The sequence below is a fragment of the Pseudomonas sp. S2_B07 genome, from assembly GCF_054668435.1.
In genome coordinates, this window is sequence record NZ_CP162769.1 from 1,423,311 (window position 1) to 1,448,191 (window position 24,881).

Sequence of the window (24,881 nt, forward strand, 5' to 3'; positions counted from 1 at the left end):
GCTGCGCTCCTTTAGATCAATTCACGGACGTCGACGAAACGACCATTTACAGCAGCGGCGGCGGCCATTGCCGGGCTGACGAGGTGAGTACGACCACCGGCGCCCTGACGGCCTTCGAAGTTGCGGTTGGAGGTCGACGCGCAATGCTCGCCCGACTCCAAACGGTCCGGGTTCATCGCCAGGCACATCGAGCAACCCGGCTCGCGCCATTCAAAACCGGCTTCGAGGAAAATCTTGTCCAGACCTTCGGCTTCGGCCTGCGCCTTCACCAGACCCGAGCCCGGCACGACGATGGCTTGCTTGATGGTCGACGCCACTTTGCGGCCCTTGGCGATGACGGCTGCGGCGCGCAAGTCTTCGATCCGCGAGTTCGTGCAGGAGCCGATGAACACGCGGTCCAGTTGAATGTCGGTGATCGCCTGATTGGCGGTCAAACCCATGTACTTCAAGGCGCGCACGATCGAATCGCGTTTGACCAGGTCCATTTCCTTCGCCGGGTCCGGCACGTTCTGATCCACGGCCAGGACCATCTCAGGCGAGGTGCCCCAGCTGACTTGCGGCTTGATCTGGGTCGCGTCGAGTTCAACGATGGTGTCGAACTTCGCATCCGCGTCAGACACCAGGTCTTTCCACGCTTCGACAGCCAAGTCCCATTCTGCGCCTTTCGGGGCGAATGGACGGCCCTTCACGTAAGCCACGGTTTTTTCGTCAGCCGCCACCAGACCTACGCGTGCGCCGGCCTCGATGGACATGTTGCAAATGGTCATGCGGCCTTCAACGGACAAGTCGCGAATTGCGCTACCGGCGAACTCGATGGCGTGGCCGTTACCGCCGGCGGTGCCGATCTTGCCGATCACGGCGAGGACGATGTCCTTGGCGGTCACGCCGAACGGCAATTTGCCTTCGACCGACACCAGCATGTTCTTCATTTTCTTGGCGACCAGGCACTGAGTGGCGAGCACGTGCTCGACCTCGGAAGTGCCGATACCGTGAGCCAGGGCACCGAACGCACCGTGGGTCGAGGTGTGGGAGTCGCCGCAAACCACGGTCATGCCCGGCAAGGTCGCGCCCTGCTCCGGGCCGATGACGTGAACGATGCCTTGGCGAATGTCGTTCATCTTGAATTCGACGATGCCGTATTCATCGCAGTTGTCGTCGAGGGTCTGAACCTGCAAACGCGAGACCTGGTCGACAATCGCTTCGATGCCGCCCTTGCGCTCCGGGGTTGTCGGTACGTTGTGGTCCGGGGTCGCGATGTTGGCATCGATGCGCCAAGGCTTGCGCCCGGCCAGACGCAGGCCTTCAAAGGCTTGCGGCGAGGTCACTTCGTGGATGATGTGACGATCGATATAAATCAGCGCAGAGCCATCGTCGCGCTGTTTGACCAAATGCGAATCCCAGAGCTTGTCGTAGAGCGTTTTGCCGGCCATCAGACGGTTTCCTCATCAGCTTGTTTCTATGCCCCGGGCCGTTTGTATAACCCTTTGGCTTGTGAGGTCGATCCTAGGGGGTTAGATTAAATAACTCAAATTCATATTTTTTATGCTTTGGATAACCAACTGGAATACCGCAATGGATCTGGCCAACCTCAATGCTTTTATCGCCATTGCCGAGACCGGCAGCTTCTCCGGCGCCGGCGAGCGGCTGCACCTGACACAACCCGCCATCAGCAAACGCATCGCCGGGCTGGAGCAGCAATTGAAGGTGCGCCTGTTTGATCGCCTCGGCCGTGAAGTCGGCCTGACCGAGGCCGGTCGCGCCCTGCTGCCTCGGGCCTATCAGATTTTGAATGTGCTGGACGACACCCGGCGCGCCCTGACCAATCTGACCGGCGAAGTGACCGGCCGCCTGACCCTGGCGACCAGTCACCACATCGGCCTGCACCGTTTGCCGCCCTTATTAAGGGAGTTCACCCGACGTTACCCACAAGTGGCGCTGGATATTCAGTTCCTCGATTCGGAAGTGGCCTACGAAGAAATCCTCCATGGCCGCGCGGAACTGGCGGTGATTACCTTGGCGCCGGAGCCCCATTCATTGGTCAAGGCAACACCGGTGTGGGACGACCCGCTGGATTTCGTGGTCGCCCCGGAGCATTCGCTTATCAGCAACGGCCCGGTCACCCTGGCCGACATTGCCCTGCACCCCGCCGTCTTCCCCGGCGGCAACACCTTTACTCATCACATCGTGCAGCGGTTATTTGAGGCGCAGGGCCTGACCCCGAACATCGCCATGAGCACGAATTATCTGGAAACGATCAAGATGATGGTCTCGATCGGCCTGGCCTGGAGCGTGTTGCCGCGTACGATGCTCGATGATCAGGTTGCGCGAATACCTTTGCCGGGCATACAACTGACTCGCCAGCTAGGCTATATCTTGCACACCGAAAGGACGCTATCGAATGCGGCAAGGGCTTTTATGGCTTTGCTGGATGCACAACTCGATTTGCCAGGGACTCAAGGCTAACGTGTGCTACGCCTATAGTGCTGCGAATTCCTGTGCCTAACGCCCATATCCGCCCAAGGCCTGCTGCCAATGCCGAAATCTGTTGACCGTGTTCCGCCGATGCCGCGCATCCAGGCGCTTGACCCAAAAAGGTCCGAACTGAGCTGGGAAAGCGCGCCACAATTGCTCGCCGCCCTCAACGGCGCTCGGCTGGGGGCCTGGTATTGGGACATCGAACGTGGGCAGATCAGCTGGTCGCGGGGGACTCAGGCGCTGTTTGGTTTCGATCCGCACGTGCCATTGCCCGAGGACCTGGAATACCTCGATTTGCTGCCGCCCGAAGACCGGGCGAAAACCGTTCGCGCATTCCATGCGGTGATTGCCGGCGCGCCGCTTGAGCAAGCGATGCATCACCGCATCCGCTGGCCCGACGGCAGCCTGCACTGGCTGGAAATCAGCGGCAGCCTGCTGCCGGATAAACACGGACGACCACGCATGATCGGGGTGATCCGCGAGATCACCCACCAGCGCCAGCGCGAACAAGCCCTGAGCAGTTCGGAAAAACGCTTCGCCACGCTGTTTCACCTGTGCCCGAACATGGTGTTGCTGACCCGCCAGGAAGACGGCCTGATCACCGAAGCCAACCAGTATTTCGAAAGCCTGTTCGGCTGGCCGGTGCAAAACGCGATAGGCCGCACCACGCTGGAACTGGGCCTGTGGGTGCACCCGGAGCAACGCGCCAAACTGGTCACGGCCACCAAGGCCAAAGGCGAGTTGATCAGCATGGAGGTGCAGTTTCGCGCCAGCAATGGACAGGTCCTCGATGGCATCCTCAGCGCACAAAAAGTCGAACTCGAGGGCCAGCCGTATCTGCTGAGCACCTTCCTCGACACCACCGAGCGAAAAATCGCTGAACAAGCCCTCAAGGATAGCCAGGAACGTCTCGACCTCGCCCTCGACTCGGCGCAACTCGGCACCTGGGACTGGCACATCCCCAGCGGCATGCTCTACGGCTCGGCTCGAGCCGCCCAGTTGCACGGACTGGAAGCCAAGCCCTTCCATGAATCCTTCGAGGAATTTTTCGAAGGCGTGCCCGGCGAAGAACGCGACACCATGCGCGACGCCTACCGCAGCCTGCGCGAAGGCCCGGCCGGCAATTATCAGCTGACTTACCGCGTGCAACTGCCAGACGGCAGCTCGCGCTACCTGGAAAGCCGCGCCCGCCTCTACCGCGATGAAAACGGTTTCCCGTTGCGCATGGCCGGTACCCTCCTGGACATCACCGATCAGGTGGAGCGCGAGCAGCGGCTGGTGGCCTCCGAAGAAAAATTCGCCACGCTGTTCCAGGTCAGCCCGGACCCGATTTGCGTGACGCGCCAGGACACCGGCCAGTTCATCGAGATCAACTCCAGCTTCACCCAGACCTTCGGCTGGAGCGCCGCCGAAGTGATTGGCCGCAGCGCCGACGAAATCGGCCTGTGGGACGCCTCGGCGAAAAGCCTGCAACGGATCGAACAGGTCATCCGCGAACAAGGACTGAACAATGTCGCCATCATCGCCCAGCACAAGGACGGGCAATCGCTGACCTGCGTGATTTCCAGCCGCAAGATCAACGTCGATAACCAACCCTGCATCGTCACCACCTTGCGCGACATCACCCAGCAACAACGCTCCGAAGCGGCGCTCAAGGCCAGTGAAGAAAAGTTCGCCAAGGCGTTCCACTCCAGCCCCGACGCCATCACCATTACCGAGCGCGATACCGGGCGATATCTGGAGGTCAACGACGGCTTCTGCCGCCTGACTGGCTATCGTGCCCAGGAAGTGATCGGGCGCACGGTGTATCAAGTGGGCATCTGGGCCGAAGAGAAACAACGCTCAGCGTTGCTCGCCGAGCTACAGCTCAAGGGCCGCGTGCACCACCAGGAAATGCTCGGGCGCAATAAACGTGGGGAATTGCTGACCGTCGAAGTCTCGGTCGAGCCGATCACCCTCAACGAAACCGCCTGCCTGTTGCTGACCGCCCGCGATGTCAGCCTGCTGAAAAACGCCGAAGCGCAAATCCGTCATTTGGCCTACCACGACCCCCTGACCAACCTGCCCAACCGCGCGCTGCTGATGGATCGCCTGAGCCAGCAGATCGCCCTGCTCAAGCGCCACAGCCTGCGCGGTGCGCTGTTGTTCCTCGACCTCGATCACTTCAAGCACATCAACGACTCCCTCGGCCACCCGGTCGGCGATACCGTGCTGAAAATCATCACCGCGCGACTGGAAGCCAGCGTGCGCATGGAAGACACCGTGGCGCGGCTGGGCGGTGACGAATTTGTGGTGTTGCTCAGCGGCCTGGAAGGTTCGCGCAACGAAGTCAGCGCCCAGGTCCGGGAGCTGGCCGACACCTTGCGAGAACTGTTGTCGGAACCGATGTTCCTCGATGGCCAGCGCCTGCAAGTGACGCCGAGCATCGGCATCGCGCTGATTCCCGACCACGGTTCGACCCCGACTGACCTGCTCAAACGCGCTGACATCGCGCTGTACCGCGCCAAGGACTCGGGCCGCAACACCACGCAGATGTATCACAACACCATGCAAAAGGCCGCCAGCGAACGCCTGCGCATGGAAACCGACCTGCGCCTGGCGCTTTCTCGCGGCGAATTCCATGTGCATTACCAACCGCAAATCGACGCCCGGGGCAACCGCATTGTCGGCGCCGAAGCGCTGGTGCGCTGGGACCACCCCGAACTCGGGCCGCAATCACCGGCGGAGTTCATCAAGGTGCTGGAAGACAGCGGGCTGATTCTCGAAGTTGGCACCTGGATTCTTGACGAGGCTTGCGGGGCCTTCAAACAACTGGTCGCCAAAGGCCTGGTCAACCCGTTGAGCTTCAGCCTGTGCGTGAACATCAGTCCGAGGCAATTTCGCCAAACCGACTTCGTCGAACGCATCGAACACAGCCTCAGCAGCCACGGCCTGCCCTGCTCGCTGCTGAAACTGGAAATCACCGAAGGCATCGTCATCCAGAACCTGGAAGACACCATCAGTAAAATGCGCCGCCTGAAAAAACTCGGCGTGAGTTTCGCGATGGACGACTTCGGCACCGGCTACTCCTCGCTGACCTACCTCAAGCGTTTGCCGGTCGACACATTGAAGATCGATCAGTCGTTTATCCGTGACGCCACGACTGATCCGAACGACGCGGAGATCATCCGCGCGATTGTCGCCATGGCGCGGAGTCTGGAGTTGAAAGTGATTGCCGAAGGGGTGGAGACGGCGGAGCAACTGGAGTTTTTGCAGGGCTTGGGCTGCCATTTCTATCAGGGGTATTTACACAGCCGGCCGTTGCCGGTGGAAGCATTTCAAAAACTCCTGAAATAACCCGGCCTGCTACGGGGTATGTGTGATGTTTGGGCACAAAAAAGGGCGCCGCGAGGGCGCCCTTTTCGTTGCTCTGGCTTAGTGCTGCAGAGCCGGTTTTTGCGTCCCGTTAATCGGGATACGCTTGGCTTTCGCCTCTTCTGGAACGATGCGCACCAGGTCGATGCTCAACAGACCGTTACGCAGGTCAGCGGCCTTGATCTCGATGTGGTCCGCCAGGCGGAACGACAGCTTGAACGCACGTTGGGCGATGCCTTGGTGCAGGAAGGTCACGCTTTCGTTCGCTTCGCGTTTGCCGCCACTGATGGTCAGCACACCTTTCTCCACTTGCAGGTCCAGGTCTTCCTCCTGGAAACCGGCTGCGGCGACGACGATGCGGTATTGATCATCGCCGTGTTTTTCCACGTTGTAAGGTGGGTAGGTGCTGCCTGGCTCGTTGCGCAGGGCGGTTTCGAACAGGTCGTTGAAACGGTCGAAGCCTACCGAGGAACGGAACAGTGGGGCCAGGGAAAATGCAGTAGTCATGATTCAAATCTCCTGAAAACAATCAGCAAGGTTTTTTATCTCCGCGACCCGAATTCGGCATCGCGTAACCCTTAGATAGGGACCGTTGATTGCATTTCAAGAGACTTTTTTCAGATTTTTTTACGCCGCTTCGGCGACTGTCAGACCCAGCAAACGGGAAACCTGATCCAGCTCGGTTTCACGCCGCAACACAGTAAACAGCTCCACTGCTTCCGGATAATTGCGGGTCAGCATCGCCAACCATTGCTTGAGGCGGCCGGGAGATTGGCGGGGTGTCATCTGCGCCTTGGCTTGCAGCCAGAAGTCCTGGAGCAGCGGCAACAGCTCGACCCAGGTCATCTCGACCACTTCTTCACCGGCACGCGCTGCCGCGATTTGCCGGGCCAGGTCCGGGCGCGAGACCAGACCACGGCCGAGCATGATGTCTTCCACGCCGCTGATCTCGCGGCAACGACGCCAGTCTTCGACACTCCAGATGTCGCCATTGGCAAACACCGGCACCTTGACCACCTCTTGCACACGAGGAATCCACTCCCAATGCGCTGGCGGTTTGTAACCATCGGTTTTGGTCCGCGCATGCACCACGATGTGTGCTGCGCCGCCTTCAGCCAAGGCTGTGGCGCACACCAGCGAACCGTCCGGACTGTCGAAACCGAGGCGCATCTTGGCGGTCACCGGGATGTGCGCAGGCACCGCTCGACGCACGTGCTCGACGATTTCGTTGAGCAGTTCAGGCTCTTTGAGCAATACCGCGCCACCGCGAGACTTGTTGACGGTCTTGGCCGGGCAACCGAAGTTCAGGTCGATGACTTCAGATCCCAACTCGCAGGCCAGCGCGGCGTTTTCCGCCAGGCACACGGGATCAGAACCGAGCAATTGCACACGCAGAGGCACGCCGGACGCGGTGCGGGCACCGGTCAGCAGCTCGGGACCGAACTTGTGGTAGTAGGCAGGCGTGAGCAACTGATCGTTGATCCGGATGAACTCGGTCACGCACCAATCGATACCGCCCACACGGGTCAGCACGTCCCGCAGGATGTTGTCGACCAACCCCTCCATGGGCGCCAAAGCAATTTGCATGAAAAACACACTCGACGAAAAACGTGCGGCAGTTTACTGGATTGCGCGGGGAATCGCAGATTCCTTGTAGGAGTGAGCCTGCTCGCGATGAACGATGACGCGGCGTACCGGGTAAACCGCGCCGCCTGAATCGCGAGCAGACTCACTCCTACATTAGATTTGGGTGGTATTTAATTCTTGCGACAATAACGCCGGGCCGTAGCCTTCAATGAACTCGGTCGGCATGCGTTTTGGCTTGCCGGTCGACAGTTCGATGCAGACGAACGTGGTTTGCGCGCGCAGCAACGTGGTGTTGTCGCGCGGGCGCTTCAACTGGAAATGTCGGGTCATTTTCAGGCGCTGATCCCAATCGACGATCCAGGTCGCCAACTGCAATTCATCATCTTCGTAGGCGGCAGCCAGATAATCGATCTCGTGCCGCACCACCGCCATCGCCCGGTCCAGTCGCCGATATTCGACCAGATCAAGGCCCAGACGCTGCGAGTGGCGCCAGGCGCAACGCTCGAGCCATGTCACGTACACCGCATTATTGGCGTGACCCAGCCCGTCGATGTCCTCGGCGCCCACTTGCAGATCAATGATAAATGGCGTTGCCCGATCCCAGCTCATGCCCCACTCCCGGTCAGATAATGTCGACCGGGGCAGTGTAACGGATGCTTACGCCGATTGGCGCGAATGCAGGCTGCGACCGGCCAGGAGTGATAACACGCCATCAATGACCCGGGGATCGGCCAGTACCCGCTGATGACCGCCTTCTTCGAGACGCAGCAAGCGACTGTCAAACCAGGCCTCGTGGATCAGTTGCGATTCCTTGGCCGACACAAAGCGGTCATCTTCGGCATGGACGATCAGGCCTGGCATGTCGAGCTGATAGTGCGCTACGTCCAGCGCCGCTGCGCGCATGCCGACGTCTTTCTCGACCTGACGGATGAAGGCCGAACGCGCCTTCGGCGGCAGTCGCACGTACTTGGCAAAGCCGCGCAGCACGCCGAGAATTCGCGCCGGAGCGGCGATGGTGACCAGGGTTTCGGTACGCAAACCCAGTTGCACGGCGAGCATGGCACTGGCGCCGCCCATCGAATGACCAATGACCGCCTGCAGCGGCGGCAACTCGGCGGCAGCTTCGAGCATGGCCCGGGCAAACAGCACGACGTTCGCTTCTTCGCCCGGTGAACGACCATGGGCCGGACCGTCGAGGGCAACCACGCTGTAACCGGCATCGACGAGCGCAGTGATAATGCTGGCGAACTGCGTCGGCCGCCCTTCCCACCCGTGCATCAACAACACGGCAGGGCCTTGGCCCCAGCGCAGCGCCGAGAGCCCAAAGCGCAGCGTGATACGTTCGGACTTCGCCAGCAGCGGCAGTTCCCAGTCACGCGGAGGCAGTGCTCGCGGGCTCATGAATGCCAGTCGCATTCTGCTCGCGACCAGTTGTGGTGCGAACCAGCCCAAGGTGCCATTAACGCCACGAACCCACTTCAACGTGCTCATCGCTCTCACTCCTCAGGCCAATGCCTTCAGGTCACAGCACCGCCGACTTGGCGGCGCGCAGCAATCGATCGGACAACTCTCCTGGCCCCAGCGCGCGGGCCAGCGCCAAACCACCCACCATCAACGCCATGTCAGCGAGGGCTTTGTCGGTGTCTTCCGGGCTGGCCGCCAACTGCGCGACCATCATTTCCACATGCTCATTCAGTGCGACACGAAACGCGTCCGGCAGCCGCCCCAATTCGCCGACCGAAGCCGGAATCGGGCACGCCGACTCAGAAGAGTCACGGTGTTTACGCGACAGGTAAAACGCCGCCACCAAGGCGCGACGCTCTTCGCCAGTCAACTCGGCATCCATGTCGGCGATCATGCCTCGACGGTGACCGAGCAACTGCTGGAACGCTTCGAGCATCATTGCGTCCTTGCTTTCGAAGTGCGCATAAAAGCCGCCGACGGTCAGGCCGGCTGCGCCCATCACTTCGCCAACGCTCGGTTCTGCCGGGCCGCGCTGAATCAGCGCTGCGCTGGCAGCCTTGAGGATGCGTTCGCGGGTTTGAGCTTTTTTATCGTTCATCGTTGCCTCCGAATATTACGACTAGAATATTATTCTCATAATAATTTTTCGCAAGTCGTGGATGTGACCGCTGGTCTGAAGAACAGTTTGAAAGAAATTGGGGGATTTGGCCAAACGCCAGACAAACAAAAGGGCCATTCAATAATTGAATGACCCTTATAAAATCCCGCAGAGCGGGTAATCGTGGCGTCCCCTAGGGGACTCGAACCCCTGTTACCGCCGTGAAAGGGCGGTGTCCTAGGCCACTAGACGAAGGGGACGCAAAACCTTCTATACAACTGATCAGTGCTGAGAGCTGATCGATTCAAGGCCTGCGTGGCCAGACCTTGAACTGTAAAATTGGTGGAGCTAAACGGGATCGAACCGTTGACCTCTTGCATGCCATGCAAGCGCTCTCCCAGCTGAGCTATAGCCCCGGATTTTTCGCCTCGCGGCGGAGCGACATCTTGCAACATCGCTTCTGTAAAACTGGCGTCCCCTAGGGGACTCGAACCCCTGTTACCGCCGTGAAAGGGCGGTGTCCTAGGCCACTAGACGAAGGGGACGCAAACCCTTCTATACAACAGATCAACGCTGAGTGTTGATCGCTTCAAGGCCGGTGTGGCCAGACCTTGAAGTGTAAATTGGTGGAGCTAGACGGGATCGAACCGTCGACCTCTTGCATGCCATGCAAGCGCTCTCCCAGCTGAGCTATAGCCCCTCATCGCTGAGGACGGGGCGAATCTTAATGGCGGATCGAAAAGCTGTCAAACTTATTTTTAAAATATTTCAAAGTTTTTTGCCGACATAACAATCACTTACCGCCCTCCCCCCTAAATCCGGGGGTGTATCCGCTCCTGTAGTAGCTGCCGCAGACTGTGTTCGAGTGCGCAGCGCTCGTCATCCCATTGGGTGGCGGCCCTCAAGGGCCGCTCCGCAGCCCGACGCAGCCTTCGGCAGCTGCTACAGGTGAACGTCATCAATTACGCGTGAACGCCAAAGAGTGAGTCTGTCAGGCGATGTTGCCCAAGAGTTTTTCCCATTCCTTGTTTTCTTTCTTCGACACGCCGCCCAGCAGGTCAATCGCCTGACGCAGACGGAAACGAGTCAGGTCCGGACCGAGGATTTCCATCGCATCCAGCACCGACACCGAGCTGGCTTGGCCAGTGATCGCAGCAAACATCAACGGCATGGCGTCACGCAGCTTCAGCTCCAGCGATTCAACCACCGCCTGAATCGTCGCAGTGATGCTGTCCTTCTCCCACTGACGCAGGCTTTCCAGCTTCCACAGGATCAACTGCATCAACTGACGCACCTGATCGCCCGAAAGCTTCTTGGATTCGAACAGCTTGGCATCCGGATTCACGCCACCGGCAAAGAAGAACCCGGCCAGCGGAGCCACCTGGCTGAAAGTTTCAACCCGGCCCTGAACGTGCGGCGCGATCTTCATCATGTACTCAGGGTTCAGCGCCCAGGTCTGCAGGCGCGCAGCGAACTCTTCCACCGACAGGTCACGCAGCCACTGGCCGTTGAGCCAGGACAGTTTCTCGATGTCGAAAATCGGCCCGCCCAGCGACACACGGCTCAGGTCGAAGTGATCGACCATTTCCTGCAACGAGAATTTCTCGCGCTCGTCCGGCATCGACCAGCCCATGCGCCCCAGGTAGTTGAGCATCGCTTCCGGCATGAAGCCCATGCGCTCGTAGAACGTCACCGAGGTCGGGTTCTTGCGCTTGGACAGCTTGCTCTTGTCCGGGTTACGCAGCAGCGGCATGTAGCACAGCTCCGGTTGTTCCCAGCCGAAGTACTCGTAAAGCAGGATCAGTTTAGGCGCCGACGGCAGCCACTCTTCGCCGCGCAAGACGTGGGTGATGCCCATCAGGTGGTCGTCGACCACGTTGGCCAGGAAGTACGTCGGCAAGCCGTCGGTCTTCATCAGCACTTGCATGTCCATGCGATCCCACGGGATCTCGACATCGCCACGCAGCATGTCCGGCACCACGCACACGCCTTCGCTCGGCACTTTCATGCGGATCACGTGAGGTTCGCCAGCGGCCAGGCGGCGCGCGACTTCTTCCTTGGACAGCAACAGCGCACGGCCGTCGTAACGCGGGGTTTCGCCGCGAGCCATTTGCTCGGCGCGCATCTGGTCCAGCTCTTCGGCGGTGCAGAAGCACGGGAAGGCATGGCCCATTTCAACCAGTTGCTGGCAATACTTCTGATAAATATCGCCGCGCTCGCTCTGCCGGTATGGACCGTGCGGGCCACCGACGTCCGGGCCTTCGCTCCAGTCGATGCCCAACCAGCGCAGGGCGTCGAAAATCTGCTGTTCGGACTCGCGGGTCGAACGCAATTGGTCGGTGTCTTCGATCCGCAGGATGAACTCACCGCCATGCTGCTTGGCAAAGCAGTAGTTGAACAAAGCGATGTAAGCGGTACCTACGTGGGGGTCCCCGGTAGGCGATGGCGCGATGCGCGTGCGGACGGTGGTCATGGCAAGTCTCGAATGAAGATAAAACAAAGGGCGAATGGTAACAGGCGATACCCGCCCGGCTCCAGTGAGCAGGGCATTTAAGCCAAGTTTGCGCCTACAACGCGCGTATACCCTGGTGAATGGCCGAATATCAGCCGATGGCATTTACCGCTTGTCGGCTGTATGACAGATTCACCAGCTGTTAACTTTCCTTACAATTTCTCGACTACAGTCTGCCCCATGCCTGCCCAACTCAAGCGTCGCCTGTTTATTTTCCTGTTGATTGTCCTGCTGATTGCCGGGGGCTTCTTTGCCCAGTGGTTCTTCAAGGGACGGTTTTATGAAAGCACCGACAACGCCTATGTCCAGGGCGAGATCACCCGTGTCTCGAGCCAGTTGGGCGCGCGCATCGACCAGGTGCTGGTGCACGACAACGAGCACGTCGAGAAAGGCCAGTTGCTGATCAAGCTCGAAGGCGCCGATTTCGACCTCGCCGTCGACCGCGCCAACGCGACCCTCGCCACCCGCCAGGCCGAACGCCTGCAAGCGCAAAGCAAACTGACCCAGCAATCCAGCCTGATCGCCGCCAGCGAAGCGCAAGTGGCATCCAGCCAGGCCAGCCTCGGCCGCTCGCTCATCGATTTGACCCGCGCCCAGACCTTGCGCAAACCCGGCTACATCTCGGAAGAACGGGTGACCACCCTGTCCGCCGACAACCACATCGCCCGCTCGCAAGTGGCCAAGGCCCAGGCCGACGCTCAAGGCCAGCGCCAGCAGGTCAACGCCCTGAATGCCGAGATCAAGCGCCTCGACGCACAGATCGCCAACGCCAAGGCCGACCTGGCGCAAGCCGAACTGAACCTGACCCGCAGCGAAATCCACGCGCCGATCAGCGGCCTGATTGGCCAGCGCGCCGCCCGCGAGGGCCAAGTGGTGCAGGCCGGCGCGTATTTGCTGTCGATCGTCCCGGACCAGGACATCTGGATTCAGGCCAACTTCAAGGAAACCCAGATTGGCCACATGCAGCCCGGCCAGAGCGCCGAGCTGACCTTCGACGCCTACAGCGACACGCCGATCAAGGCCCGCGTCGACAGCCTGTTCGCCGCGTCGGGCGCGCAGTTCAGCCTGTTGCCACCGGACAATGCCACGGGCAACTTCACCAAAGTCGTACAACGGATTCCGGTAAAACTGACGTTCGACGCGGACAATCCGCTGCGCGGCAAGATCCGCCCGGGCATGTCAGTCACCGCCAAAGTGAACATCAAAGACGCCCCTGACGATGGCCGGTGATCAACTGATCCGCCCGGCCGGCGAACCGACCCGGCGGGACTGGATCGCGGTCATGAGCGTGATGCTCGGCGCCTTCATGGCCGTGCTCGACATCCAGATCACCAACTCGTCGCTCAAGGATATTCAGGGCGCCCTGTCGGCCACCCTGGAAGAAGGCTCGTGGATTTCCACCTCGTACCTGGTAGCGGAAATCATCATGATTCCGCTGACCGCCTGGCTGGTGCAGTTGCTGTCGGCGCGGCGACTGGCGGTGTGGGTGTCATTGGGTTTCCTCGCCTCCTCGCTGCTGTGCTCCATGGCGTGGAGCCTGGAAAGCATGATCGTCTTTCGCGCCATGCAGGGCTTCACTGGTGGCGCACTGATCCCGCTGGCATTCACCCTGACGCTGATCAAACTCCCGGAGCATCACCGCGCCAAAGGCATGGCCATGTTCGCCATGACTGCCACCTTCGCGCCCTCGATCGGCCCGACGCTGGGCGGCTGGCTGACCGAGAATTGGGGTTGGGAATACATCTTCTACATCAACGTGCCCCCAGGCCTGATCATGATTGCGGGCCTGATGTACGGCCTGGAGAAGAAGGAAGCGCACTGGGAATTGCTGAAAAGCACCGATTACATGGGCATTCTCACCCTCGGCGTCGGGCTCGGTTGTTTGCAGGTATTTCTGGAGGAAGGCCATCGCAAGGACTGGCTGGAGTCGAACCTGATCGTGACCCTGGGCAGCATTGCGCTGATCAGCCTGATCACCTTTGTGATTGTGCAGTTTTCCAAACCCAACCCGCTGATCAACCTCGGCATCCTGCGCAACCGCAACTTTGGCCTGTCGAGTATTTCCAGCCTGGGGATGGGGGTCGGGTTGTATGGCTCGATTTACCTGTTGCCGCTGTACCTGGCGCAGATCCAGAACTACAACGCCCTGCAGATCGGCGAAGTGATCATGTGGATGGGCGTGCCGCAGCTGTTTCTGATTCCGCTGGTGCCCAAATTGATGAAGTACATTTCGCCGAAATGGCTGTGCACGCTGGGATTTGGACTGTTCGGGCTGGCGAGTTTTTCATCGGGGGTACTGAACCCGGACTTCGCCGGACCGCAATTCAATCAGATCCAGATCATCCGCGCGCTCGGTCAGCCATTGATCATGGTCACCATTTCGCTGATCGCCACCGCATACATCCTGCCGCAGGACGCGGGTTCGGCGTCGAGCCTGTTCAACATCCTGCGCAACCTCGGCGGTGCGATTGGCATCGCCCTCCTCGCCACCCTGCTGGATGCGCGAACAAAGACCTACTTTGATTATTTGCGTGAAGCCATCGTGCCGAGCAATCCGCAGGTGGCCGAGCGACTGGCGTCGATGGCAGACCGACTGGGCAATGAGACGGCGGCGCTGGGGAAAATCAGTGAGATTGCGCATCAGCAGGCGTCAATCATGGCCTACAACGATGCGTTTCACTTTGTCGGGATTGCGTTGGGGGTGAGCATGCTGGCGATCTTGTTGACCAAGAAATTGCCGGAGGGGATTAAGGCTGGGGAAGCACACTGAGAGCGAGGCGCAAGCATCGCGAGCAAGCTCGGCTCCTACCGCAGGAACCGAGCTTGATCGCGATGGCGGCATGACAGGCGCTGCAAATATCAGACAGTGATCAACCGCTCCCGCAACTTGCCAATCTCATCGCGCATCTGCGCCGCCGCTTCAAACTCCAGATCACGCGCCAACGCGTACATCTTCTCTTCCAGGGCTTTAATCCGCTTGGCGATCTCACCCGGCGAGCGCAATTGCGCTTCGTACTTGGCGCTCTCTTCTGCAGCCTTGGCCATGCCTTTGCGCTTCTTGCTGCGCGAGCCCGGCACAGTGGCGCCTTCCATGATGTCGGCGACGTCCTTGAACACGCCCTTTGGCGTGATGCCGTTGGCCAGGTTGAAGGCGATCTGTTTGTCGCGACGACGCTCGGTTTCGCCGATCGCCCGCTCCATGGAGCCGGTGATGCGATCTGCATACAAAATCGCCCGACCGTTGAGGTTACGCGCCGCCCGGCCGATGGTCTGGATCAGCGAACGCTCGGAGCGCAGGAAGCCTTCCTTGTCCGCATCGAGAATCGCCACCAGCGACACTTCCGGCATGTCCAGGCCTTCACGCAGCAGGTTGATCCCCACCAGCACATCGAACGTACCGAGGCGCAAATCGCGAATGATTTCGACCCGCTCCACGGTGTCGATGTCCGAGTGCAGGTAACGCACGCGAACGCCGTGGTCGGCCAGGTAATCGGTCAAGTCTTCGGACATGCGCTTGGTCAGGGTCGTGACCAGCACCCGCTCTTCGAGCGCGACGCGCTTGCCGATTTCCGAGAGCAAGTCGTCGACCTGAGTCAGCGCCGGACGGATTTCGATCTGAGGATCGACCAGCCCCGTCGGACGCACCAGTTGCTCAACGACACGCCCCGCATGTTCCGCCTCGTAATTGCCGGGCGTCGCCGAGACAAAAATCGTCTGCGGGCTGATGCTTTCGAATTCGTCGAAACGCATCGGCCGGTTATCCAGCGCCGACGGCAGACGGAAACCGTATTCCACCAGCGTCTCTTTACGCGAACGGTCGCCCTTATACATGGCGCCGACCTGCGGCACGCTGACGTGGGATTCGTCGATTACCAGCAAGGCGTCGGCCGGCAGGTAGTCGAACAACGTGGGTGGCGCCTGGCCCGATTCACGGCCGGACAGGTAGCGCGAGTAGTTTTCGATACCGTTGCAATAACCCAGTTCGAGAATCATCTCCAGATCGAAGCGCGTACGTTGCTCAAGACGCTGAGCCTCGACAAGCTTGTTGTTGGTGCGCAGGTAATCCAGACGCTCCTGCAACTCGACCTTGATCCCTTCGACGGCACCCAGCAGGGTTTCTCGTGGCGTCACGTAGTGGCTTTTCGGATAAAACGTGAAGCGCGGCAGTTTGCGAATCACTTCGCCGGTCAGCGGATCGAAGGCGGACAGGCTTTCCACTTCGTCATCGAACAGTTCGATGCGGATCGCTTCGAAATCGGATTCCGCCGGGTGGATATCGATCACATCGCCACGCACCCGGAAGGTTGCACGGGCGAAATCCATGTCGTTGCGGGTGTATTGCAGGTCCGCCAGGCGACGCAGCAAGGCACGCTGATCGAGTTTGTCGCCGCGATCCACGTGCAACACCATCTTCAAATAGGTTTCCGGGCTGCCCAGACCGTAGATGCACGACACGGTGGTGACGATGATCGCGTCTTTGCGCTCCAGCAACGCCTTGGTCGCGGACAGGCGCATCTGCTCGATGTGGTCGTTGATCGAGGCATCCTTCTCGATGAAGGTGTCGGACGACGGTACGTAGGCTTCGGGCTGGTAGTAGTCGTAGTAGGAAACGAAGTATTCGACGGCGTTGTTCGGGAAGAACGCCTTGAACTCGCCGTATAACTGCGCGGCCAGGGTCTTGTTCGGCGCCAGCACCAGGGTCGGACGCTGCACTTGCGCGATCACGTTGGCGATGCTGAAGGTCTTGCCGGAACCGGTCACACCGAGCAACGTCTGGTGCGCCAGCCCGGCTTCGATACCCTCGACCATCAGGCGGATGGCTTCCGGCTGATCGCCGGCGGGCTCGAAGCGGGTGACTAGCTGGAATTCAGACATTCAATACCCCTGGGGTCGCGCCTGACCGGTCAAACCGGACAGCAACGAGAAAGACCGCAAACGACCGACGTCGCCCGAGGAAAAAACTGGATTGTGCTCAATGTGGAGTCGATTGCCTGCTCTTTCAAGGCAAACGTCCTACATCCCGTGAATCCTTTGACGACGGCAATCGACTAACGGTCGAAAAATAATCGGAAAAACTTAGCGGAAAAGCCGAAACGTCTGTCGCCATCGGTCGCTGATGGCCTCTATACTAGCTCCCCGTTTGTGCACCGCTCTAGTGCATTCGGCTGGAGCGCCACACGTCCCTCCACACTCCATTCAGAGCCGCCGCAAAAATGAGCCTGTTCTCCGCTGTCGAAATGGCACCACGCGATCCAATCCTGGGCCTCAACGAAGCATTCAACGCCGATACCCGTACCAACAAGGTCAACCTGGGAGTCGGTGTTTACTGCAACGAGGAGGGGAAAATTCCACTCCTGCGCGCCGTTGTCGAAGCCGAGACGATTCGCGTCGCTCAACACGCTTCCCGTGGCTACTTGCCAATCGACGGTATTGCCGCCTACGACCAGGCCGTGCAGAAACTGCTGTTCGGCAATGACTCGCCACTGATCGCCGCTGGTCGCGTCATCACCACCCAGGCTGTGGGCGGTACCGGTGCACTGAAAATCGGCGCCGACTTCCTCAAGCAACTGCTGCCGAACGCTGTCGTGGCGATCAGCGACCCGAGCTGGGAAAACCACCGCGCCCTGTTCGAAACCGCTGGTTTCCCGGTGCAGAACTACCGCTATTACGACGCCGCGACCCACGACGTAAACCGCGTCGGCCTGTTGGAAGACTTGAACGCCCTGCCCTCCGGCTCGATCGTTGTGCTGCACGCCTGCTGCCACAACCCGACCGGCGTGGACCTGAGCCCGGCGGACTGGAACAACGTGCTGGAAGTGGTTAAAGCCAAAGGCCACGTACCGTTCCTAGACATGGCTTACCAGGGCTTTGGCGACGGCATCGACGAAGACGCCGCCGCTGTGCGCCTGTTCGCTGAATCGGGCCTGACCTTCTTTGTGTCCAGCTCGTTCTCCAAATCGTTCTCGCTGTACGGCGAGCGCGTTGGCGCCCTGTCGATCGTCAGCGAATCGAAAGAAGAAAGCGCGCGCGTGCTGTCGCAAGTCAAACGCGTGATCCGCACCAACTACTCCAACCCGCCAACCCACGGTGCAAGCATCGTCGCCGCGGTATTGAACAGCCCGGTCCTGCGCGCCCAGTGGGAAGAAGAACTGGCTGAAATGCGCCTGCGGATTCGCGGCATGCGCATTCAGATGGTCGACACCCTGGCGAAAAACGCCCCGCAGCGCGACTTCAGCTTCGTCGGCCGTCAGCGTGGCATGTTCTCTTACTCCGGCCTGACGGTTGAGCAAGTCACCCGCCTGCGCACCGAGTTCGGCATCTACGCCCTGGACACCGGCCGCATCTGCGTGGCGGCGTTGAACCAGAGCAACATCGACGCAGTGACCAAGGCCATCGTTGCGGTGATCTGAGTCGTTCGGTGATATGAAAAACGGGAAGCCGATGGGCTTCCCGTTTTTTATTTGTCGCAGATAACTCTCAACCCGACGGCCAAGCCCTCTAGACTGCACACCATCCCACTGTGGGAGCCGGGCTTGCCCGCGACGAGGCCATCACATTTAACATCAATGTTGACTGATCGACCGCCATCGCGGGCAAGCCCGGCTCCTATAGGTTTTGTGTACACCCGAGAATTTTTACGAGAACCCACATGAAAAACGATGACCTACGCGCAGACCGCGATGAGCTGGACGACTTCGTCCCTCGCACCCCGGCCAAACGCGGGAATAACCTGGTACTGCAAGTCGCTGCGGGTGTGTTTCTCGGCGGCCTGGCCTTGTGGCTGGTACAACTGGCCGCCGCGACGCTCTACGCCAAAATGATGCTCGGCACCTTCACGTTCGGCGGTTAAGCCAGTTCGGTAGCACGCTGGCTGGCGGCGTCGTCATAGGCGACATAAAGCGACTCGGCAATCTGACTCTTGATCGCCTTGGCACTTTCCAGGCCCAAAACAAAACCCTCGGCCTTGCCACCGGCACGGTTCAAATCCTCGGCCGTGCTGGCCTGCGTGATTGCGTCGAGCAGTTTTTCGGCGTGAGGGCCGACACCTTTGGGCAAGCTGATCTGAGCGATGCTCATGCGAACACCTCGTTTGTGTGAGGTGCAAGGATTGAATGATTCATGGCGCGTACCTGTTTCGGCGAATGGCCGGTAGCGCGTGTGACCACTTCCGGGCAGCCATGGTAGACCTCTGGGACGATTCTGGTAACCGCTCATGGTCGATAAACCACCGCCTGTCCCGACGAATCGCCCAAGTTGCTAGCAGGCGCTTGACTTCTCTTTTTGAATCAGTAACATAGGCGCCATTCCGCGATAGCTCAGTTGGTAGAGCAAGTGACTGTTAATCACTGGGTCCCTGGTTCGAGTCCAGGTCGTGGAGCCAGACAAGGTTCCAGAGAAGGCTTTCAAAATCTCTGCCCCCCCAAAAACCCGCCTTCTGGCGGGTTTTTTCGTTTTGGCGTTCTGTCGGATTCCGGTGGGTACCAGCCATTTTACGGCACGGTCAAAGCGCACAGTGATCGGTGGCAAGCGGTAATCACTGAAGGTGGAATAGCAGAAACAACCGTTGCGCTGAGCTCACTGCACGCCAGGTAAAAATCGCTACGGTCAGGCGTGCCCACAATCCGGCCATGCCTCAAACAACACCGTCTGCAATGACAGGGCTGCAGATAGCCCGCCAAACACCGTTCTTCCCTGGAGCCAGTTGGCCGAAGCCACGAAGGGCGCAGCGGGATCAAACTGTTGAGTAATCTGGGCCAACGAGCTCATATCGATTTTCCTTTTTGAGACGATCCAGGCACGCAGGTATCAAGCAACATGAGTGTTCGCTGCAAGCTCATGCGCGGGCTCAGGCTTGATCTTGAACCAGAGGGCGTACATCGCTGGCAGGAACACCAAGGTCAGCACTGTGCCGGCAAACGTTCCGCCAATCAGGGTGTACGCCAGCGTTCCCCAGAACACCGAATGGGTCAGAGGAATGAACGCCAGCATCGCCGCCAACGCCGTGAGAATCACTGGCCGTGCACGCTGCACAGTGGCTTCGACCACGGCGTCATAAGGCGACAGACCGACTTGCTTATTAGAGTGAATCTGGCCAATGAGGATCAGCGTGTTGCGCATCAGAATCCCTGACAAGGCAATCAATCCCACCAAGGCGTTGATCCCGAACGGCTGCTGGAACAGCAGCAGAATTGGCACCACACCAATCAGGCCCAAAGGCGCGGTGGCGAACACCATCATCATTGCCGACATCGAGCGCACCTGAATGACGATGGTCAGCAACATCAGCGCGATCATGATCGGGAACAACGGCAGCAATGCCTTGTTTGCTTTACCCGACTCCTCGATCGCGCCGGCAAACTCAATGCGGTAGCCCGCCGGCAGCTTTTCGATGATGGGTTGCAACTGCGTTATCAAGGCGTTGGAGACATCGGGAGGCTGAAGACCTTCAGCCACGTCACCGCGCACGGTGATGGTCGGCGTCCGATCACGACGCCGCAGGATGGGCTCCTCCATGCGCACATCCACCGCTCCTACCTGGGACAGCGACACGCGCTGGCCTTGGACACCGGTCAGCGTGAAGGCGGCAATTTTCGACGGATCCAGACGCGTTTCACCCGCCGAGCGAGCCACCACCTGAACCGAACGAATGTCCTCACGCACCTCGGTGACAGGCACCCCAGTAAGCAGAAATTGCAGCTGTTGCGCGACATCGGTCGAGGTCAAGCCGAATGCTTGCAGGCGATCCTGATCCAGCGTGAGATGAAGTGCCGGGGCGCGCTCGCCTAAGTCGGTGTTGACGGTCCTCATCTGGGGGCTGACGCTCATGACCGCACGCACCTGCGCGGCGATATCTCGTAACACCGCGGGGTCGGCGCCCATCACCCGAAAGGCCACCGGATACGGTGAATAAGGACCAAATACCAACTGCGTCACCCGCACCCGAGCTTCAGGCGCCAAGCCATCGGCCGCCGCTTGTCTGAGGCGGAGCTTGAGCGCCTCACGCTCTTGCTGATTCGCGGTCAGGACGACGATTTTTGCGAAGGATGGATCGGGTAGTTCAGGGGCCATCGCCAAGTAGAAGCGCGGCGCGCCCTGGCCAATGTAAGCAGTGACGATCTTGGCCTCCGGCTGCTGAGCCAACCACGCCTCGACCTTGGCCGCCGCCACATCAGTCTGTTCGATAGAGGTGCCGTAAGGCATCTGCACCTCAACCAGCACCTCAGGCCGGTCGGAGGTGGGGAAGAACTGCTTGTTGACCACGCCCATGCCCAAAATCGCAACAACAAACAAGCCCACGACGGATGTCGCCACCAGGCCTTTGCGGCGGATCACACTGCCCAGCAGGCGTCTGAAACGCTGGTAGTTCGGTGTACCGTAAATCGCCGTATGCCCGCCTTCAGGCACCTTGATCTGCGGCAGCAGTTTGACGCCCAGATAAGGTGTAAACACCACGGCCACCACCCAGGAAGTGATCAGCGCGATGCCAACGATCCAGAACATGTTCGCGGTGTACTCACCAGCGGTCGACTTGGCAAAACCGTTGGGCATAAAGCCGATCGCCGTCACCAACGTTCCCGACAACATCGGCGCGGCCGTGTGGCTCCAGGCATAAGCGGAGGCCTTGATTCGGTCGTAGCCCTCCTCCATCTTCACCACCATCATTTCAATGGCAATGATTGCATCGTCCACCAGCAGTCCCAGCGCCAGAATCAACGAGCCCAGGGTAATTCGATCAAAATCTTTGCCTGTGGCCGCCATGACAATGAACACGGCCGCCAGGGTCAGCGGCACCGCCGCGGCAACCACAACGCCGACACGCCAGCCCATGCTGAGAAAACACACCAGCAGCACCACGCCCAAGGCAGCAAAAAACTTCACCATGAACTCGTTGACGGAGGCGCCAATATTCACCGCCTGATCCGTGACCTTGGTCAGGCTCATACCCAAAGGCATCTGCTCGTTGATCGCTGTGGCTTCAGCGTCCAGCGACGTCCCCAAATCCAGGCCGTTCCAGCCATCGCGCATGACCACGCCGAGCAACAGTGCCGGCTCGCCGTTGTTGCGTACCAGGAACGTCGCGGGGTCCTCATAACCACGCTTGACCTCAGCCACATCGGACAACTTGAGGGTTCTGCCTTGCACCGTCAGTGGGGTATTACGAATCTTCTGCAAGTCATCAAACGCGCCATCCAGGCGGATGAAAACCTGTGGGCCCTTCGCTTCTACCGAACCTGCCGGGGTTATCATGTTTTGCGTGTTCAACGCACTGAAGATGTCTCGTGCGGAAATGCCCAGTGTCGCCAAACGCTCGTAGGACAGCTCGACAAAAATGCGCTCGGCCTGTTCACCGATGATGTTGACCTTCTTCACACCCGCCACATGCAGCAGACGCTGGCGCAAGCTCTCGGCTTCGCGCACCAACAGACGTTGGGGCTCGCCCTTGGCCTTGAGCGCATAGAGCGCGAAGGTGACATCGGAATACTCATCATTGACCATCGGGCCGATCACACCAGACGGCAACCCCTTCTGCTCATCCAGAATTTTCTTGCGCGCCTGGTAAAACTCCTCCTGGACGGCTGAGGGCGGCGTGCTGTCGAGCAGGTACACCGTAGTGAATGCCAAGCCGGGCCGGGTAAAGGTCTCGGTCCGATCGTACCAACGCAGCTCCTGCATGCGTTTTTCCAGCTTTTCTACCACCTGATCTTGCATCTCCTGGGCCGTCGCCCCAGGCCAGGCAGTGACCACCGTCATTTGTTTAATGGTGAATGCGGGATCTTCCGCACGCCCCAGTTTGAAGAAGGCGTACAACCCACCCACAGAAATCAGCAGGATCAAAAACAGGGTGATTGAGCGCTCGCGTACGGCCAACGCCGAAAGATTGAAGCCGCTCATCGACTTACCTCAACCACTGAATTTTGCGGAGCATCGGCGAGTTCAGTCCTGACCTTCTCTCCCTCGCTCAGCAAGTGAGCACCCAATGCGACAACACGATCACCCACCTGCAGATCCCCCGTCACGCGCACGCTGGCCTCATTATTCAGGCCGCGAACCTTAATCGGGCGCCATGCCACCTGCTCAGGTTCCCCGCCCACCACCCAGACCCCCGGGCCTTTACCGGTGTCGTAGAGGGCCCCCATGGGCACCTGTAATTCCTTGGCATCAGCAACATCCGTGTCAGCGATAACCACTGAGATCGTCGAACCCAGGGTGGCGTTGGAGAGTGCCCCCTCCAACACATAACGCGCGTCAAACGTTCGGGTCTGTTGGTCGGCAGAGTCGGACAACTGGCGTAAACGCGCTTTACCCGCAGTCTGGTGCTGGCCGTATAGCTCAACCGTCGCCGCCGAGCCCAGCGCAGGACGTAGCGTCTCGGGTAACTGGATCACGGCCTCGCGCTGCCCTGAATGGGCAACGCGTACCACCACCTGCCCTGCGCCAACTACCTGCCCCGGCTCCGCCAAGGTATCCACTACCACCCCGTCAGCATCCGCCAGCAACGTCGAATAACCGGTCGCGTTTTTCGCCACATCAGCCTGGGCCTGGGCAGCGTTGAGTTGGGCTTTCGCCGAGTCGGCAGCTGCTTTAAACCCTGCGTAAGCTGAAGCAGATACCGCTCCGACGGACACCAGATCACGGTAGCGAAGCTCGTCATCGGAGGCCTGCCGAGCTCGGGCCATGGCGGCCAGTACCGCTTCCTGCTGTGCCCGCGCGGTCAGCGTCAGGTCGTTGGCATCGATTCGCATAAGGGGCTGCCCGCGCTTGACACTCTGTCCAGCATCCACCAAACGCTCCAAGACCTTCCCAGGTACCCGAAAACCGAGATCGCTCTGAACTCGGGCCGCGACGATACCGGTGAATACTCGTACCGCAGGTGCGGAGGGTTGAACCACGCCGATGCGCACCAAGGGCACTTGAAGGCGAGGATCGGCAGGCGCGGCCTCGTTGCAGGCCGCCAGGGCAAACGGCAACAAGACAATGAAAATGAGTGGCATACGGTGGCGCTGGATCATAAAGACCTCTCGGTAGCGGATGCGCCATGCTTATTCAAGTGACCAATTATGTCAATAGTCACTACCAAGACGAATGAACGTCGCCCACTTGATCAGAGCAAAGCAGAGAGGCTTGATATCTGGTTTTTTCAGGCGCACACGCTGATACGGATGCGCAGCGCATCCGTCAGCAGAGGTTTAAGGCATCAGGCTGCGCAGAACAAGATTGGAGATGAGAGAAGGGGCTTCTTCAACAAAATCGAGGTTGTACTGCAATAGCAGAGGATTCATGAAGGGCCGCAGAGCGAGATGAATCGACTCTACCGTCTCGTCCAGCGGAGTCTTGCGTTCAAACTCGCCGAGCTCTCGCCCCTCACGCACGATTTGCAACACGAAGCTCTTGATCTGAGTGTCATAGACTTGTGAGCTGGGCCAGCGCTCCGACGCGGCGAACGCTGCGATGTCGTAGAGTTTACGGTCGTTAAAGAACAGGCTCACACCTGTAGCGATTAAGGTTTTGACCAGGCGCCGAAAACGTTCAGTCGGCGAGATGCCGTCTACATTGATGGCCTGCTCCACTGCCGCAACGATTTCAGTCAGGCAATTTGTACAGATTGCTTCACCAATCGCCTGCTTGGATTCAAAAAATTTGTAGATGTAAGCCTTGGAAAAGCCGATAGCTTTGGCTAGGTCAGAAACCGTTGTCTTGCCATAACCGTACTGACTGAAATGCTCGTTGGCCGCCGCGACAATCTGGTCTCGAATGTCGTGATCGGCTGGGCCACGGGCGCTGGGCGAAGAAACTGATGGCTGATTCATGCGAGCAGCTTACTCATCCCAAAGGTGGTTGACAACTTGTGACCAAATTGTAATATCGTCACAAACCGACCCTTTCGCAGGC

At 59.5% G+C, this 24,881-nt stretch carries 18 protein-coding genes and 5 tRNA genes; 7 read left to right on the top strand and 16 right to left on the bottom strand.

The annotated features are described in order from the left end of the window. Positions 1-11: 11 nt before the first annotated feature. On the bottom strand, positions 12-1,430 hold the full coding sequence (gene leuC / locus AB4N43_RS06630; protein WP_027921592.1) for a 3-isopropylmalate dehydratase large subunit: 1,419 nt from the start codon (positions 1,428-1,430) through the stop codon (positions 12-14). Between the two features lie 142 nt (positions 1,431-1,572). Between leuC and AB4N43_RS06635 the strand changes: the two genes are divergently transcribed. Continuing rightward, on the top strand, positions 1,573-2,463 hold the full coding sequence (locus AB4N43_RS06635; RefSeq protein WP_027921593.1) for a LysR family transcriptional regulator: 891 nt from the start codon (positions 1,573-1,575) through the stop codon (positions 2,461-2,463). A gap of 69 nt (positions 2,464-2,532) precedes the next feature. After that, on the top strand, positions 2,533-5,811 hold the full coding sequence (locus AB4N43_RS06640) for a sensor domain-containing protein (protein WP_059181211.1): 3,279 nt from the start codon (positions 2,533-2,535) through the stop codon (positions 5,809-5,811). Positions 5,812-5,889: 78 nt separating this feature from the next. Here AB4N43_RS06640 and AB4N43_RS06645 read toward each other — a convergent pair whose 3' ends face one another. From AB4N43_RS06645 to gltX, 10 genes are all read right to left on the bottom strand, one after another. Next, positions 5,890-6,336 carry an Hsp20 family protein gene (locus tag AB4N43_RS06645; protein WP_007943514.1) on the bottom strand — a complete coding sequence of 149 codons (447 nt, stop codon included), beginning with the start codon at positions 6,334-6,336 and terminating at the stop codon, positions 5,890-5,892. Between the two features lie 120 nt (positions 6,337-6,456). Next, positions 6,457-7,416: a tRNA dihydrouridine synthase gene (locus tag AB4N43_RS06650; RefSeq protein ID WP_460153593.1), complete on the bottom strand. Its 960-nt coding sequence runs from the start codon at positions 7,414-7,416 to the stop codon at positions 6,457-6,459. A gap of 153 nt (positions 7,417-7,569) precedes the next feature. Continuing rightward, the gene (locus AB4N43_RS06655; protein WP_027921596.1) at positions 7,570-8,025 is read right to left on the bottom strand and encodes an acyl-CoA thioesterase; all 456 of its coding nucleotides are present in this window, start codon (positions 8,023-8,025) and stop codon (positions 7,570-7,572) included. Between the two features lie 48 nt (positions 8,026-8,073). Continuing rightward, complete coding sequence (locus AB4N43_RS06660) at positions 8,074-8,907, bottom strand: alpha/beta fold hydrolase (RefSeq protein WP_059181212.1); 834 nt, start codon at positions 8,905-8,907, stop codon at positions 8,074-8,076. 31 nt (positions 8,908-8,938) lie between these two features. Beyond that, positions 8,939-9,478: a TetR/AcrR family transcriptional regulator gene (locus AB4N43_RS06665; RefSeq protein ID WP_027921598.1), complete on the bottom strand. Its 540-nt coding sequence runs from the start codon at positions 9,476-9,478 to the stop codon at positions 8,939-8,941. A gap of 184 nt (positions 9,479-9,662) precedes the next feature. Next, positions 9,663-9,738, bottom strand: a tRNA-Glu gene (locus tag AB4N43_RS06670). Between the two features lie 80 nt (positions 9,739-9,818). Further along, positions 9,819-9,894 (bottom strand) — tRNA-Ala (locus tag AB4N43_RS06675). Between the two features lie 53 nt (positions 9,895-9,947). After that, positions 9,948-10,023: transfer RNA gene (locus AB4N43_RS06680), tRNA-Glu, on the bottom strand. Between the two features lie 79 nt (positions 10,024-10,102). After that, positions 10,103-10,178: transfer RNA gene (locus AB4N43_RS06685), tRNA-Ala, on the bottom strand. A 291-nt stretch (positions 10,179-10,469) separates the two neighbouring features. Next, a complete protein-coding gene (gene gltX / locus AB4N43_RS06690) occupies positions 10,470-11,951 on the bottom strand; it encodes a glutamate--tRNA ligase (protein ID WP_460153595.1) in 1,482 nt (493 codons plus the stop codon). A gap of 219 nt (positions 11,952-12,170) precedes the next feature. Between gltX and AB4N43_RS06695 the strand changes: the two genes are divergently transcribed. Then, positions 12,171-13,220 (top strand): HlyD family secretion protein, encoded by a 1,050-nt coding sequence (locus AB4N43_RS06695; RefSeq protein ID WP_027921600.1) that lies wholly within the window; start codon positions 12,171-12,173, stop codon positions 13,218-13,220. Beyond that, complete coding sequence (locus AB4N43_RS06700) at positions 13,210-14,760, top strand: MDR family MFS transporter (protein WP_027921601.1); 1,551 nt, start codon at positions 13,210-13,212, stop codon at positions 14,758-14,760. The genes AB4N43_RS06695 and AB4N43_RS06700 overlap by 11 nt, the downstream gene beginning before the upstream one ends. Positions 14,761-14,849: 89 nt before the next feature. Here the strand turns inward: AB4N43_RS06700 and uvrB are convergent, their stop codons facing one another. After that, a complete protein-coding gene (uvrB, locus tag AB4N43_RS06705) occupies positions 14,850-16,865 on the bottom strand; it encodes an excinuclease ABC subunit UvrB (protein ID WP_027921602.1) in 2,016 nt (671 codons plus the stop codon). A gap of 338 nt (positions 16,866-17,203) precedes the next feature. Between uvrB and AB4N43_RS06710 the strand changes: the two genes are divergently transcribed. Both AB4N43_RS06710 and AB4N43_RS06715 read left to right on the top strand, forming a co-directional pair. Then, positions 17,204-18,400: an amino acid aminotransferase gene (locus tag AB4N43_RS06710; protein WP_027921603.1), complete on the top strand. Its 1,197-nt coding sequence runs from the start codon at positions 17,204-17,206 to the stop codon at positions 18,398-18,400. Between the two features lie 239 nt (positions 18,401-18,639). After that, positions 18,640-18,840: a hypothetical protein gene (locus tag AB4N43_RS06715; protein ID WP_027921604.1), complete on the top strand. Its 201-nt coding sequence runs from the start codon at positions 18,640-18,642 to the stop codon at positions 18,838-18,840. Here AB4N43_RS06715 and AB4N43_RS06720 read toward each other — a convergent pair. Further along, positions 18,837-19,067, bottom strand: a complete 231-nt coding sequence (locus AB4N43_RS06720; RefSeq protein ID WP_027921605.1) for a hypothetical protein — start codon at positions 19,065-19,067, stop codon at positions 18,837-18,839. The genes AB4N43_RS06715 and AB4N43_RS06720 overlap by 4 nt on opposite strands. Positions 19,068-19,295: 228 nt before the next feature. On the opposite strand from AB4N43_RS06720, the gene AB4N43_RS06725 reads away from it, so the two are divergent. Further along, positions 19,296-19,371: transfer RNA gene (locus tag AB4N43_RS06725), tRNA-Asn, on the top strand. A gap of 425 nt (positions 19,372-19,796) precedes the next feature. Here AB4N43_RS06725 and AB4N43_RS06730 read toward each other — a convergent pair. The 3 genes from AB4N43_RS06730 to AB4N43_RS06740 form a co-directional block, all read right to left on the bottom strand. Next, positions 19,797-22,883, bottom strand: coding sequence for an efflux RND transporter permease subunit (locus tag AB4N43_RS06730; RefSeq protein WP_460153598.1), 3,087 nt, complete (start codon positions 22,881-22,883; stop codon positions 19,797-19,799). Beyond that, a complete protein-coding gene (locus tag AB4N43_RS06735) occupies positions 22,880-24,001 on the bottom strand; it encodes an efflux RND transporter periplasmic adaptor subunit (RefSeq protein WP_027921608.1) in 1,122 nt (373 codons plus the stop codon). Before AB4N43_RS06735 ends, AB4N43_RS06730 begins: the two co-directional genes overlap by 4 nt. 177 nt (positions 24,002-24,178) lie before the next feature. Continuing rightward, positions 24,179-24,799 (bottom strand): TetR/AcrR family transcriptional regulator, encoded by a 621-nt coding sequence (locus AB4N43_RS06740; RefSeq protein WP_460153600.1) that lies wholly within the window; start codon positions 24,797-24,799, stop codon positions 24,179-24,181. Positions 24,800-24,881 lie beyond the last annotated feature (82 nt).